The 14,134-nt window shown below is 70.1% G+C and carries 15 protein-coding genes; 7 read left to right on the top strand and 8 right to left on the bottom strand.

Annotation, left to right across the window (positions count from 1 at the left end):
• The first annotated feature begins 22 nt into the window (after positions 1-22).
• Positions 23-1,237, top strand: a complete 1,215-nt coding sequence (locus tag ACP7BP_RS20045; protein WP_426247261.1) for a pyridoxal phosphate-dependent aminotransferase — start codon at positions 23-25, stop codon at positions 1,235-1,237.
• 23 nt (positions 1,238-1,260) lie between these two features.
• Positions 1,261-2,037 (top strand): lysophospholipid acyltransferase family protein, encoded by a 777-nt coding sequence (locus ACP7BP_RS20040; protein WP_426247259.1) that lies wholly within the window; start codon positions 1,261-1,263, stop codon positions 2,035-2,037.
• Positions 2,038-2,108: 71 nt separating this feature from the next.
• Here ACP7BP_RS20040 and ACP7BP_RS20035 read toward each other — a convergent pair whose 3' ends face one another.
• From ACP7BP_RS20035 to rpmH, 8 genes are all read right to left on the bottom strand, one after another.
• A complete protein-coding gene (locus ACP7BP_RS20035) occupies positions 2,109-3,152 on the bottom strand; it encodes a ParB/RepB/Spo0J family partition protein (RefSeq protein ID WP_426247257.1) in 1,044 nt (347 codons plus the stop codon).
• A 34-nt stretch (positions 3,153-3,186) separates the two neighbouring features.
• Positions 3,187-4,128, bottom strand: coding sequence for a ParA family protein (locus ACP7BP_RS20030; RefSeq protein ID WP_426247255.1), 942 nt, complete (start codon positions 4,126-4,128; stop codon positions 3,187-3,189).
• Between the two features lie 194 nt (positions 4,129-4,322).
• Positions 4,323-5,030 (bottom strand): 16S rRNA (guanine(527)-N(7))-methyltransferase RsmG, encoded by a 708-nt coding sequence (rsmG, locus tag ACP7BP_RS20025; protein WP_426247253.1) that lies wholly within the window; start codon positions 5,028-5,030, stop codon positions 4,323-4,325.
• A gap of 76 nt (positions 5,031-5,106) precedes the next feature.
• Positions 5,107-5,688, bottom strand: coding sequence for a protein jag (locus ACP7BP_RS20020; protein WP_426247528.1), 582 nt, complete (start codon positions 5,686-5,688; stop codon positions 5,107-5,109).
• Positions 5,689-5,755: 67 nt separating this feature from the next.
• Positions 5,756-6,691, bottom strand: a complete 936-nt coding sequence (gene yidC, locus ACP7BP_RS20015) for a membrane protein insertase YidC (RefSeq protein ID WP_426247526.1) — start codon at positions 6,689-6,691, stop codon at positions 5,756-5,758.
• A gap of 56 nt (positions 6,692-6,747) precedes the next feature.
• Positions 6,748-6,987: a membrane protein insertion efficiency factor YidD gene (gene yidD / locus ACP7BP_RS20010; protein ID WP_426247251.1), complete on the bottom strand. Its 240-nt coding sequence runs from the start codon at positions 6,985-6,987 to the stop codon at positions 6,748-6,750.
• Entirely contained in the window at positions 6,984-7,352 is a 369-nt protein-coding gene (rnpA, locus tag ACP7BP_RS20005) for a ribonuclease P protein component (RefSeq protein ID WP_426247249.1), read from the bottom strand. Before rnpA ends, yidD begins: the two co-directional genes overlap by 4 nt.
• Positions 7,353-7,384: 32 nt before the next feature.
• Positions 7,385-7,522, bottom strand: a complete 138-nt coding sequence (rpmH, locus tag ACP7BP_RS20000) for a 50S ribosomal protein L34 (protein ID WP_426247247.1) — start codon at positions 7,520-7,522, stop codon at positions 7,385-7,387.
• A gap of 614 nt (positions 7,523-8,136) precedes the next feature.
• Between rpmH and dnaA the strand changes: the two genes are divergently transcribed.
• The 5 genes from dnaA (at position 8,137) to ACP7BP_RS19975 (ending at position 13,876) form a co-directional block, all read left to right on the top strand.
• A complete protein-coding gene (gene dnaA, locus ACP7BP_RS19995; protein ID WP_426247524.1) occupies positions 8,137-9,555 on the top strand; it encodes a chromosomal replication initiator protein DnaA in 1,419 nt (472 codons plus the stop codon).
• A gap of 393 nt (positions 9,556-9,948) precedes the next feature.
• Positions 9,949-11,097 (top strand): DNA polymerase III subunit beta, encoded by a 1,149-nt coding sequence (gene dnaN, locus ACP7BP_RS19990; RefSeq protein ID WP_426247246.1) that lies wholly within the window; start codon positions 9,949-9,951, stop codon positions 11,095-11,097.
• A gap of 60 nt (positions 11,098-11,157) precedes the next feature.
• Complete coding sequence (gene gnd / locus ACP7BP_RS19985) at positions 11,158-12,135, top strand: phosphogluconate dehydrogenase (NAD(+)-dependent, decarboxylating) (protein WP_426247244.1); 978 nt, start codon at positions 11,158-11,160, stop codon at positions 12,133-12,135.
• 6 nt (positions 12,136-12,141) lie between these two features.
• Positions 12,142-13,302, top strand: a complete 1,161-nt coding sequence (gene recF / locus ACP7BP_RS19980) for a DNA replication/repair protein RecF (protein WP_426247242.1) — start codon at positions 12,142-12,144, stop codon at positions 13,300-13,302.
• Positions 13,295-13,876 (top strand): DUF721 domain-containing protein, encoded by a 582-nt coding sequence (locus tag ACP7BP_RS19975; RefSeq protein WP_426247240.1) that lies wholly within the window; start codon positions 13,295-13,297, stop codon positions 13,874-13,876. Before recF ends, ACP7BP_RS19975 begins: the two co-directional genes overlap by 8 nt.
• Positions 13,877-14,134: the final 258 nt, after the last annotated feature.

The raw sequence follows: 14,134 nt of genomic DNA, 5'->3' as shown, positions 1-14,134 counted from the left end.
GCCGGCCTGACAGGATGCGGGTGTGCGCCAGATCCGCCAGAGCAAGAAGCTGCAGGGTGTCCGCTACGACGTGCGCGGCCCGATCCTGGCCGAGGCGCATCGCCTGGAGGCCGAGGGACACCGCATCCTCAAGCTCAACATCGGCAACACCGCGCCCTTCGGCTTCGAGGCGCCCGAGGCGATCCTGGCCGACATGATCCACCACCTGCCGACGTCGCAGGGCTACAGCGACTCCCGGGGCATCTACTCCGCGCGCACCGCCGTCGTGCACTACTACCAGGCCCGCGGCCTGCGCGAGGTCACCGTCGAGGACGTCTTCATCGGCAACGGCGTCTCCGAGCTGATCTCGATGGTGCTCCAGGCGTTCGTCGACGACGGCAACGAGATCCTGGTGCCCGCGCCCGACTACCCGCTCTGGACCGGCGCGATCACCCTCTCCGGGGGTACGGCGGTGCACTACCGCTGCGACGAGTCCGACGCCTGGAACCCCGACCTGGCCGACATCGAGGCCAAGATCACCGAGAACACCTACGGGCTGGTGATCATCAACCCGAACAACCCGACCGGTGCCGTCTACAGCGAGGCGACGGTCAAGGGCCTGGTCGACATCGCCCGCCGCCACGACCTGGTGATCTTCGCCGACGAGATCTACGAGAAGATCATCTTCGAGGACGCGGAGCACCACCACGCGGCGACGTACGCCGGCAGCGACGTCCTGTGCCTGACCTTCTCCGGCCTCTCCAAGGCCTACCGGGTCTGCGGCTACCGGGCCGGCTGGGTGATGATCTCCGGTCCCAAGGAGCTCGCCGAGGACTTCCTCGAGGGACTGACCCTGATCGCCAACATGCGGATGTGCGCCAACGTGCCGGCCCAGCACGCCATCCAGACGGCGCTCGGCGGCTACCAGTCGGTCGACGAGCTGGTCCGTCCCGGCGGCCGCTACTACGAGCAGGCGATGCTGGCCGACCGGCTGCTCAACGAGATCCCCGGCGTCTCCAACGTGACCCCGAGAGGGGCGCTCTACTGCTTCCCGCGCCTGGACCCCGAGGTCTACGCGATCGACGACGACCAGCAGTTCGTCATCGACCTGCTGCGGGCCAAGAAGCTGCTCGTCACGCACGGCACCGGCTTCAACTGGCCCGACCCCGACCACTTCCGGCTGGTCACCTTGCCGGAGGCCGCCGTGCTCGAGGAGGCCATCGGCCGGATCGCGGACTTCCTGGCGACTCGCCGCTGAGCGGCACGCCCTAGGGTGTCGCCATGCGTGACCTCACCTACCCGGCGATCATCGCGACCGCCAAGACCGCCTTCCGCGCGCTGGGCAACAGCTTCCAGCTGACCGGCACGGAGAACGTGCCCCGCGAGGGCGGTGCCCTCCTGGTCTACAACCACATCAGCTACGTGGACTTCGTGTACGGCGGCTTCGCCGCCAACCCGTCGGGCCGGCTCGTGCGGTTCATGGCCAAGCGGGAGCTGTTCGACCACAAGATCAGCGGCCCGCTCATGCGGTCCATGCACCACATCGAGGTCGACCGGGGCGAGGGGCTGGAGTCCTACGACCGGGCCCTGGAGTATCTCCGGGCCGGCGAGCTCGTCGGCATCTTCCCTGAGGCCACCATCTCCCGGGCGCTGGAGCTCAAGGAGTTCAAGAGCGGCGCGGTGCGGATCGCCGCCGCCGTCGGGGTGCCGCTGATCCCGGTGGTCCTGTGGGGCACCCAGCGGATGCTGACGAAGGACCACCCCCGCGACCTCTCGCGCGGCCACACGATCGCCATCACCGTCGGAGAGCCCATCCAGGTCGACTCCAGCGACCCGGTGGGCGAGACGAGGCGGCTGCGCGCCACGATGACCCGGATGCTCGACGACACGATCGCCGCCTACCCCGCCGAGGAGCAGCCTCCCGGGGCCTGGTGGCTGCCTGCGCGGCACGGGGGCTCGGCGCCGACGCTCGACGAGGCCGTGCAGCTCGACGCCGAGGAGAAGCGTGCCCGGGCCCGGAAGCGGGCCGAGCGCCGGGCCGGCAAGAAGAAGACCTAGCGCCATCTCGCCTTGTCTGGAAAGCGCTCTATCTCTTTATCGCTTTGTCGACATAGCGCCTGGCGTGAGCCTCAGATCGGCCGGTCATCCCGGTTCCGCGGGTCCATCACGTCGACGATCCGCCGCAGGTCATCGAGCGAGGCGAACTCCACGGTGATCTTGCCCTTGCTGCGGCCCAGGTCCACCTTGACCCGCGTCTCGAACCGGTCCGACAGTCGCTCGGCCAGGTCGGCGAGCCCGGGGGCCACCGGCTTGCGACGGCGGGCGGCAGCGGCCTGACCGCCGTGCTCGCCCACGGAGACGATCTCCTCCAGGCCGCGCACGCTGATCCCCTCGGAGACGACCCGCTGGGCGAGGCGGTCCTGCAGGTCCCCGTCCTCGACCGACAGCAGCGCGCGCGCGTGACCGGCCGACAGCACGCCGGCCGCCACCCGGCGCTGCACCGCCGGGCTGAGCTTCAGCAACCGCAGGGTATTGCTGATCTGGGGCCGGGACCGTCCGATCCGCTGGGCCAGGTCGTCGTGGGTGCAGCCGAAGTCCTCGAGCAGCTGCCCGTACGCCGCGGCCTCCTCGAGCGGGTTGAGCTGGGCGCGGTGGAGGTTCTCCAGCAGTGCGTCGCGCAGCATGTCGGAGTCCTCGGTCTCCCGCACGATCGCGGGGATCGCGGGGAGCCCGGCCTGCTGCGAGGCACGCCAGCGGCGCTCGCCCATGACGAGCTCGTAGGACTCCGGCCCGGTCCTGCGCACCACGACCGGCTGGAGCAGCCCGACCTCGGAGATCGAGTGCACGAGCTCGGCGAGCGCCTCCTCCTCGAACACCTGGCGCGGCTGCCGATGGTTGGGCGTGACCTGGCTGATCGGCAGCTCGGCGAAGTAGGCGCCCGCCACCGTCGAGACTCGGTCATCGGGGTTCTCGCCCGCATCGGGGCCAGGAGCGGAACGGCCGTCGCTCGCCGAGGGGTCGCCAGCAGCCCCGTTGGCCGACGTCGGCCCAGATGGCGAGCCGGCCGATGACCCAGCGGCGGCGGCTCCCTCATCGGCCGCCGGGGCGGTCGGGATCAGCGAGCCCAGGCCACGGCCCAGGCCACGCCGCGCGGGCTTGGCAGGGTTGCTCATGCGCAGTTCCTCGAGGACATCTTCAGGCCGTTCGTCAGGGTGTCGGGATCGGGGCCGGGCGACTCGCGATCTCGCGGGCCGCCTCCAGGTAGGACAGCGCTCCGGGGGAGCCGGGGTCGTAGGTCATCACGGTCTGGCCGTACGACGGCGCCTCCGACACCCGCACCGACCGGGGTACGGCCGTCCTGAGCACGGTCTCACCGAAGTGGTCGCGCACCTCCTGGGCCACACCTGCGGCGAGCCGGGTGCGGGCGTCGTACATGGTGACCAGGATGGTGGAGACGACCAGGCGCGGGTTGAGGTGCTTCTTGACCATCTCGACGGTCTCCAGCAGCTGGCCGAGGCCCTCGAGGGCGTAGTACTCCGCCTGGATCGGGATCAGCATCTCGGCCCCCGCGACGAGTGCGTTCAGCGTGAGCAGGCCCAGCGACGGCGGGCAGTCGACGAGGACGTAGTCGAACCGCTCGTCGCCGGCCTCGTCCGCCGAGCCGACCAGCGGGTGGGCGGCGACGGCCCGGTGCAGCCGGTTCTCGCGGGCCACGACGCTCACCAGCTCGATCTCCGCGCCCGCGAGGTCGATGGTGGCCGGCACCACGAACAGGCCGGGCACGTCGGGGCACTCGCTGATCACATCCGCCAGGGCGGCGCCGTCGACGAGCATGTCGTACGTCGACGGCACGCCGCGCCGGTGCTCGACGCTCAGCGCCGTGGAGGCGTTGCCCTGCGGGTCGAGATCGATCACGAGCACCCGCTGACCCAGCTGGGCCAGCCCGGCCGCGACGTTCACCGTCGAGGTGGTCTTGCCGACGCCGCCCTTCTGGTTGGCCACCACAAAGACCCGCGTCGACGGGGGACGAGGCGCGGACTCGCGCCCACCACTACGCACGAGGACCGAGTGCTCGGCGGCCCGCGCCAAGGGGGTGGTGTCGTCGAAGGCGCTCGCTGGGCTGTCGGCGAGATCGCCGGCCGTACGCACCGAATACGGTCGTACTGTGCCGGTTTCACGTGAAACATCGGCGCTGGTTTCACGTGAAACCTGAGCAGCCTCGTCGACAGCCACCTGTGCATAACCCGCCTTCGTCTGTGGATACGCACGCTCAGCAGGGGGTGGGGCATCGGTGGAAAACTCTGCGGGTTCGGACTCCCCCGACCCCGAGACTGACCCGTCGGTCACCGTGGACCCTTTCGACTCGATCTGCGCGGGCGGCTCTCACGGGTCGCGCCGTGAGAGGTCGGCGACGCCGAGGCGCCCGGAGAGGCAAGGGGCAAACCTACCCGCGACGGGTCCGCCCAGGAAACCCGTACGGCGCAGGTCGTTTCCTCCAGGACATCGCCACCCAACTCAAGCACCTCGGCCTCGCCTGCGCCCCAGCGCTCCAGCTCAGCCGACGCGGCGGCTACCTCGTCACGCACGGAGGAGCCCTTCATCGCGATCAGCGCACCGGACGAGGCCACCAGCGGCATCGACCAGTCGAGCAGTCGGCCCAGGGGAGCGACCGCGCGGGAGGTCACGACGTCGAAGCGCTCGGTGCCGTGCAACGAGTCGGCCCGGCCCCGGTGCACGCGGACCCGGTCGAGACCCAGGGCCTCGACGGCCTCGGCCAAGAAGGTCGTGCGGCGCAGCAACGGCTCGACCAGGGTGACGTCCAGGTCAGGCCGAGCGATAGCCAGGACCAGGCCGGGCAGGCCGGCACCGGAGCCGACGTCGCAGACCGATGCGGCGGCCGGAATGGTGCGAGCAAGCACCCCGCAGTTGAGCAGGTGTCGATCCCACAGGCGGGGCACCTCGCGCGGCCCGATCAAGCCCCGAACCACTCCCTCGGAGGCCAGCAGCGCGCCGTACGCCTCGATCAGTGCCAGCCGCTGGGAAGGGAACACCCTCCGGGCGACCGAGGGTGTCGGCGGCAGGGAGGGTGGCACCTGTGTTTCACGTGAAACGTCGTCGGTCACGCCATCACTCGGGCAACACCACAACGTAGCGGCGCGGCTCCACGCCCTCGGACTCCGAGGTGAGTCCCGCAGCGGCCACGGCGTCGTGCACCACCTTGCGCTCGAAGGACGTCATCGGCTCCAGCTCGGCGCGCTCGCCGGACGCCTTGACCTCGGCGATCACCTTCTCCGCCTGGATCACCAGGGCCTCGCGACGCGCGGCGCGATGGCCGGAGACGTCGAGCATCAGCCGGGACCGCTCACCGGTCTCCCGGTAGACCGCCAGGCGCGTCAGCTCCTGGAGCGCGTCCAGGACCTCGCCGTTGCGACCGATCAGCTGGTTGAGGTCGGCGCCCACGATGGACACCGACGCACGGTCACCTTCGACGTCCATGTCCAGGTCACCGTCCAGATCGGCGATGTCGAGGAACTCCTCGAGGTAGTCGGCCGCGATGTCACCCTCCTGCTCGAGGCGCTCCACCTTGGAGAGCCGCGAGGACGGCTCCCCACCGGCGGGCGTCTCACTCGCGGTGTCGACAGTCTCGGTGCTCGCCGCGTCCGTCACGGTGTCGGCGTCAGTCTCTGGGTCGCTCACGGTCTCGCTCATGGGGTCGCTCATCGGGGCTCCTGCGGTTGTGCGGATTCCGTACGGCGTGCGTACGGGGTGGACAAGTTCAGGTCTTCTTGCGCTGGGAGCGCGTCTGACGCTTCGGCTGCTGTCGCTGCGCGGCCCGGCGCTCCTGCTCGGCCCGCTCGGCTTCCTCGGCGGCGGTGTCTGCCGCGGGCGCAGCGGGGTCGGGCTTGACGCCCTTGCGGGCTGCCTTGGCCTTGTCGCGCTCCTGCTTTGCCGTGAAGGCGGGCGTGCCCGGGGCGGGGTTGTTGCGGATGACGTAGAACTGCTGGCCCATCGTCCACAGGTTGGAGGTGGTCCAGTAGAAGAGCACACCGACCGGGAACGCGATGCCACCGACGGCGAAGACGACCGGGAGGACGTACAGCAGCAGCTTCTGCTGCTGGGCGTACGGGCCACTGAGGGCATCGGGGGGCATGTTCTTGCTCATCAGCTGGCGCTGGGTGAGGAAGGTGGTGGCCGTCATGGCCAGCACGAGGAACGCCGCCAGGATCCTGACACCCGTCTGGTCCGTCTTCAGGAACGTGTCAGAGATCTTCGCGCCCAGGAAGGTCGCGTCGCGGAACTGCTGGTTCAGCGTGACCGTCATCAAGCCCTTGGGATCCGCGGGGTTCTTCACGGCCTGGTCGATCAGCCGGAACAGCGCCAGGAAGATCGGCATCTGCAAGATGATCGGCAGGCACGAGGCGAACGGGTTGGTGCCCGTCTCCTTGTAGAGCGCCATCGTCTCCTGCGCGAGCTTCTCGCGGTCGTGGCCGTACTTCTTCTGCAGCTCCTTGACCTTGGGCTGGATCAGCTGCATGTTCCGGCTGGACTTGATCTGCTTGACGAACAGCGGGATCAGCAGGATCCGGATCACCAGGGTCAGGCAGATGATCGACAGCACCCAGGCCGCGCCGGCGTCGGGACCGAAGACGCCGCCCCACACCTTGTGCCAGCCGACCAGGATCGCCGAGATCGCGTAGTACAGCGGCGTCATGATGAAGCCGCCGATTTCTTGGAAGAAGTCCAACAACTTGCTCAGGCTCCTAGATGTCAGCCGGTCTTGCCCGGGCGGGCCGTGACGGGTGGAACGGGGTCGTAACCGCCGGCGGCCCACGGGTGGCAGCGCACCAGGCGGCGCACCGCCAGCCACGAGCCCTTGATGCTGCCATGGGTGGTCACGGCGTCCAGCGCGTACGCCGAGCAGGACGGGTGATATCGACAGACCTGACCGTAGAGCGGGCTGATCAGCGCGCGATAGGCGCGCAGCAGGCCGATCAGGAGGTACTTCATGCCCGGCCCGCCACTGGGTCCGTCTCTCTCGTCACCCGTTGGAGGCAACGAACGAGATCGGCACGCAGTTCCGCAGCCGACGCCGTCGCCGCCCGTGGCAGGGCCCGGACCACGAGCGTGGCCGAACCGGGAAGCTCGCTGACGTGCTCGCGGCACAGGTGCCGCAGTCGCCGCTTCACGCGGTTGCGGACGACGGCATTGCCGACGCCCTTGCTCACCACGAACCCGATCAGCGCCGGCGCAGCCTGCCCACCCTCGGGGGCGGACAGGTGCACGACCAGGGTCCCGGACCCGGCACGGCGCCCGGCCCGGACGGTGCGACGGAAGGACTCACCGTCGGTGAGCCGATGCCGGGCGGGCAGCACGACGCGGAAACCGGAGGTCGCCGTGACGACCGTCAGACCGCCAGGCTCTTGCGACCCTTGCGGCGACGGCCGGCCAGGATGGCGCGGCCGGCGCGGGTGCGCATGCGCAGGCGGAAGCCGTGGACCTTGTGACGGCGACGGTTGTTCGGCTGGTACGTACGCTTGCTCACGAGTAACTCTCCGTTGAATCGGCTCTGCTGGGACATCCACCCGGGCGGGACGCGGCTACCAGTTCGGCTGGCACCGCCCACCCACGCGCCAGTTGAGAGCGTCGTGGACATGCGGCACCGGTCGACACCGGGCGGATCCTCGAGGACGAGACCTGAGGTGACCGGCCAACGGTACGCGAGCGCGGAGATCAGGGTCAAACTGCCGGCTCGGCGACCTGTGGATGACGGGTTGCCGCGGGCCGACGCCGCTTGTTACGTTGCCCGCCACCGAGGTTTCTTCCGATGCCCGATCAGGGTGGTCACCGGGCCGCTGTGACCCCGGTCACAATAACTCGGAAACCGCCTCTGACCTGCATGAATGCAGTTGTACCCGGGTCCATCACCGCCTCGGCAGACCAAGTTCGACCAAGCACGAGCCACATGCACAACCTGTGCATAAAGTTGTGGACTCCAGACCGGTCCCCGGCCCGCCCGGACCCGGCCGCGACGTGACGAAGAGGGCAGTACCTGTGGCGAACGACTCCGGCACCCACAACGGGCCAGACAGCACCACCGGGAGCGACCACCGCAACGGGGACCGCCCCGAGCCGGCAGACGACACCCGGGGCAAGGCCCTGGATCTCGACAGCGTCTGGCGAGCCGTCGTCGACGACCTCCAGCCGCACCAGCGGGCCTGGCTGCGCGCCAGCGAGCCGGTCACGCTGCACGAGAACACCGCCATCGTCGCCGTACCCAACGACTTCACCCGCACCCAGCTCGAGGGCCGGCTGCGCGGCCAGGTCGAGGACGCGCTGAGCGAGCGCTTCGGTCGCGAGATCCGACTCGCCGTCACCGTCAACGCGGCACTCGACGACGGCACCATGGCGCCTCCGGTGAACCCGCCCATCGACGAGTCGACAGATCGAGAGATCAATATGTCGACAAACAGCTGGAACGCCCCGGTTGTCGACCTCCCCCTCCCGGGCGACGAGCCCGAGCGCGCCCGGCCGAGCGTGGCCGAGTCCCGGCTGAACCCGAAGTACACCTTCGAGACCTTCGTCATCGGCTCGTCCAACCGGTTCCCGCACGCCGCCGCCGTGGCCGTGGCCGAGGCGCCGGGGAAGGCGTACAACCCGCTCCTCGTCTACGGCGACTCGGGGCTGGGCAAGACCCACCTCCTGCACGCCATCGGCCACTACGTGCGCAGCCTCTACAGCGGTGCCAAGGTCCGGTACGTCTCCAGCGAGGAGTTCACCAACGAGTTCATCAACGCGATCCGCGACGACCGTCAGGACCGGTTCAAGCGGCGCTACCGCGACGTCGACGTGCTCCTCATCGACGACATCCAGTTCCTGGAGGGCAAGACCCAGACGCAGGAGGAGTTCTTCCACACGTTCAATACCCTCCACAACGCCAACAAGCAGATCGTGCTCACCTCCGACCGGCCGCCCAAGTCGCTCGAGGCGCTCGAGGACCGGCTCCGCAACCGCTTCGAGTGGGGCCTGATCACCGACGTCCAGGCACCCGACCTCGAGACCCGCATCGCGATCTTGCGCAAGAAGGCCGCGATGGACCGCCTCACCGCGCCCCCCGACGTGCTGGAGTTCATCGCCTCCAAGATCCAGACCAACATCCGCGAGCTCGAGGGGGCGCTCATCCGCGTCACGGCGTTCGCCAACCTCAACCGCCAGGAGGTCGACATGACCCTGGCCGAGATCGTGCTGAAGGATCTGATCCCCGACGGCGGCGAGCCCGAGATCACCGCTGCCCTCATCGTCGCCCAGACCGCCGCCTACTTCGGGGTCTCGCTCGAGGACCTCACCGGACCGAGTCGGGGCCGGCACCTGGTGCTGGCCCGGCAGATCTCCATGTACCTGTGCCGTGAGCTGACGAGCATGTCGCTGCCGCAGATCGGCAAGGAGTTCGGCCGCGACCACACGACGGTGATGTACGCCAACGGCAAGATCAAGGAGCTGCTCGCCGAGCGCCGTGCGGTCTTCAACCAGGTCAGCGAGCTCACCAACCGCATCAAGATGCAGGCCCGGCAGGCCTGACCAGCCGGGTGCTCAGCCTGTGCACGACGTGTGGTTCGTCGTGGCGCGTCGTACACATGGGCTGTGGACAAGCAGGGCCGCGCTGCCCGCCCCGGCGGCCGGCTGCACAACCCCGCGCAGGGCTGCACAACCGCTGCACAGGCTGGTGCGCAGCTCAGGTGCCCGCTGACCTGCACGGACATGAGTTATCCACAGATTCCACAGACGCTATGACTCCTACGGACCTCCACATGTCCAGATGACCAGAGAACGTCCAAACCCGGCCCGGCCTGTGAACAACCCGCTCTCGGGGCCGGTGTCGGGCAGGCTTGCAACAACCGGGACGACGGGGCCCGATGCGCTATCCGGGCCCGCATGGCAGGATTCACTCCCCATACCCAGGAGGACCACACCGTGAAGTTCCGCGTCGAACGCGACGTCTTCGCCGATGCCGTGGCATGGGCGGCGCGCAGCCTGCCTGTGCGACCCAGCGCCCCCGTCCTCGCCGGCCTGCTCATCGAGGCCTCCGACGGCGGCCTCGTGCTGTCGTCCTTCGACTACGAGACCTCAGCCCGCGCCACGGTCAAGGCCGAGGTCAGCGACGAAGGCACCTGCCTGGTGAGCGGCCGGCTCCTCGCAGACATCTGCCGCAGCCTGCCCGCGAAGCCGATCGACGTGTCGCTGACCGGCACCAAGGTCGAGCTGACCTGCGGCGCAGGGCGCTTCAGCCTGCAGACGATGCCGGTTGAGGACTACCCGACCCTGCCCGCCATGCCGTCGGCCACCGGCACCGTCAACAGCACCGACTTCGCGCACGCCGTCGCTCAGGCGGTCACCGCCGCGGGTCGCGACGACATGCTGCCGGTGCTGACCGGCGTACGCCTCGAGATCGAGGGCGAAACCATGTCGCTGCTCGCCACCGACCGCTTCCGCCTCTCCCACCGCGAGCTCGGCTGGCGGCCGAACGAGACCGACGCCTCGATGGCCGCCCTGGTGCCGGCCAAGGTGCTCGGCGACACCGCGAAGTCGCTCACCGGGGGCGAGGTCACGATCTCGCTCGCGGCCGGCGGCACCGGCGAGGGCATCATCGGCTTCGAGTACGGCGACGACAACGGCACCCGGCGCACCACGACCCGGCTGCTCGACGGCGAGTTCCCCAAGGTGCGCTCGCTGTTCCCGAGCGAGCACCTCACGGTGGCCAAGGTCAACAAGCAGGAGCTCATCGACACCGTCAAGCGCGTCGCGCTGGTGGCCGAGCGCAACTCCGCGGTGCAGCTGAAGTTCGGCGACGGCGAGGTCGTCCTCGACTCCAGCTCCGGCGACGAGGCGCAGGCCACCGAGGCCATCTCCGCCGAGATCAGCGGGGAGGACATCATGACCGGCTTCAACCCGCAGTACCTGCTCGACGGGCTGACCGCGCTCGACGGCGAGATGGTCGACCTGGCCTTCACCCAGGCCAACAAGCCGGTGGTCATCTCCGCGACCGACTCGGGCGACGCCGACTCGTTGGGGCGCGGCGCCGGGTTCCGCTACCTGCTGATGCCGCGTCGCCTGCTGTCCTGACGCCTCCCGGCGTAGCGTGACGACGGCACACCGGACGTAGTGATCACGGGAGGACACCGCATGGACATCGGTCTCGTAGGCCTGGGCAAGATGGGCGGCAACATGCGCACCCGGCTGCGCAACGCCGGCCACACGGTGGTGGGTTTCGACCGCAACGCCGACCTCGCCGACGTGGCGTCGCTGGCCGAGATGGTCGAGGCCCTCCCCACCCCCAAGGTCGTCTGGGTGATGGTGCCGGCCGGCGACCCCACGCGCGAGACCGTCGCGGCGCTCGGCGACCTGCTCAGCGAGGGCGACCTGGTGGTCGACGGCGGCAACTCCCGCTGGACCGACGACCAGGCCAACGCCGAGCGGCTCGCCGCCAAGGGCATCGGCTTCGTCGACTGCGGTGTCTCCGGCGGGGTCTGGGGCCTCGAGAACGGCTACGCCTTGATGTACGGCGGCTCCGACGAGGACGTCGCCAAGGTGCTGCCGGTCTTCGACGCGCTCAAGCCCGAGGGCGAGTTCGGCGCCGTACACGCGGGCCAGGCCCCCGGTGCCGGGCACTTCTCGAAGATGGTCCACAACGGCATCGAGTACGCCATCATGCAGAGCTACGCCGAGGGCTGGGAGCTGCTCGAGAAGGTCGACCTCGTCGACAACGTGACCGAGGTCTTCCGCTCCTGGCGTGAGGGCACGGTCATCCGTTCCTGGCTGCTCGACCTCCTGGTCGCCGCGCTCGACGACGACCCGAACCTCGCCTCGATCTCGGGCTACGCCGAGGACTCCGGCGAGGGCCGGTGGACCGTCGAGGCGGCCATCGACAACGCCGTGGCCGTGCCCGCCATCACCGCGGCGCTCTTCGCCCGCTTCGTGTCGCGGCAGGACGACAGCCCCGCGATGAAGGCGATCGCCGCGATGCGCAACCAGTTCGGCGGACACGCCGTTCGCACCGAGGCCCCCAAGGGCGGCGACGTCGAGGGCCGGACCGGCGCCGCGCAGTCGGACACGGCCCAGCAGGCCGGCGCGGGCTCGGGACACGAGCAGGGCGAGAGCTAGCCACAGGTGCACGTCGCCCGGCTGTCCCTGCACGACTTCCGCTCCTACCGGCAGCTGGACATCGCGCTGGACCCCGGAGCGACGGCGTTCATCGGCCGCAACGGGCAGGGCAAGACCAACCTGGTCGAGGCGATCGACTACCTGTCGCGGCTCGGGTCCCACCGGGTGGCCACCGACGCGCCCCTGGTGCGTGCGGGCGCTGAGCAGGGACTGGTGCGGGCCGCGGTCGTGCGCGACGGCCGCGAGGCGATCATCGAGGTCGAGCTCAACCCCGGCCGCGCCAACCGGGCCCGGATCAACCGTTCGCAGGTGCCGCGACCGCGCGAGATCCTCGGCCTGGTGCGCACGGTGGTGTTCTCCCCTGAGGACCTCACCCTGGTCAAGGGCGACCCGTCGGACCGCCGGCGCTTCCTCGACGACCTGCTCGTCCTGCGCACGCCGCGGCTGGCCGGCGTCCGCGCCGACTACGACCGGGTGCTGCGCCAGCGCAACTCGCTGCTCAAGACCGCCCGCAACGCCCGGCGCGGGTCGTCGTCGCAGGACTCGGCGCTCTCGACCCTGGGCACCTGGGACGCTCACCTGGCCGGCACGGGCGCGGAGCTGCTGGAGGAGCGGCTCGCGCTGGTCGACGCGCTGCGTCCCTACGTGGGCAAGGCCTACGAGGCGGTCGCCCGCGGCGCCTCCCGCGACGACGCGCACATCGCCTACAAGCCGTCCTTCGACCTCGAGGGGGCCACCCGGCGGGACGACCTGGCGACCCGACTGCTGGTCGAGGTCGAGCGGCGCCGCGGCGACGAGCTCGACCGTGGCATCTCGCTCGTGGGCCCGCACCGCGACGAGCTGGTGCTGACCCTCGGCCACTCCAACGCCGAGGGCCAGACGTCGCTGCCGGTGAAGGGCTACGCCTCGCACGGCGAGTCGTGGTCGTTCGCGCTGGCGCTGCGGCTGGCGTCGTACGACCTGTTGCGTGCCGACGGCGATGACCCCATCCTGATCCTGGACGACGTGTTCGCGGAGCTCGACACCGAGCGCCGGCAGCAGCTGGCCGAGCTGGTGGCTGGTGCGGAGCAGGTGCTGGTGACTGCCGCGGTGGCCGCCGACGTGCCGGAGGCGCTGGCCGGGACCCGGTTCCTGGTCGGGGGAGGGGAGGTACGCCGCGATGGGTGATGACCCGGACGAGACGACAGCGCCCCGGCCGACCCCCGACGTCCCACCGGCAGAGCACGACGACGGCGGCCTCGACTACGCGCGGGCTGCCGCGAGAGCCGCGTCCAAGGCCCCGGGGGGCACGCCGGCGAAGCGTCGCGGCGGGCCGCCGAGCGACGCCGACCGGCGCCGGCACCGACGTGCGGGCGGCCGCGGTTCCGGTGCCCACCCCGACGACCGCGACCCCCAGCTGCTGGAGGGCCTGGTGGCGCGGATGGTGGCCTCCCACGGCTGGGAGCTGGACCTGAGGGTGCAGCAGGTGTTCGGTCGCTGGGCCGAGATCGTCGGCACGGAGGTGGCCGACCACTGCCGTCCCGAGACGCTGGTCGACGGCAAGCTCGTGGTGCGCACCGACGCCACGGCCTGGGCGACACAGCTCAAGCTGATGGCCCCGACCCTCGTCCGCCGCCTCAACGAGGAGCTCGGCCACGGCACCGTCACGGTGATCGACGTGCTGGGCCCGCACCTGCCGAGCTGGAAGCGCGGGCTTCGGTCGGTGCGCGACGGCCGCGGGCCGCGGGACACCTACGGCTGAGACCGAAGGCCCGGGCCGGCCGTGAGGCGCTGGCTGCCGATCTGCGCGCCCCGTCGGCGTATGGGGAGTCACCAGACCCCCTGATCGGGCCGAGAAACAGCCTTCATGGGCCGCTGAGGGGCCGATTCGTGCACAGATCCCCCCAAACTCGGGATGGGGACGTGGATTCTGGGGGTCTGGCCGCTAATATGAGCGACAGGTCGTCGCCCGCCGGATGCCACGGAAGAGCAGCGGCCTTTGTCATGTCGAGAGGCCCTC

Origin of the sequence: Nocardioides sp. LHG3406-4, assembly GCF_049897745.1 — a bacterium.
Taxonomy (GTDB): Bacteria; Actinomycetota; Actinomycetes; order Propionibacteriales; family Nocardioidaceae; genus Nocardioides.
The sequence above is the reverse complement of the archived record's forward strand: the minus strand, read 5'-3'. Positions and strand labels throughout refer to the sequence as shown.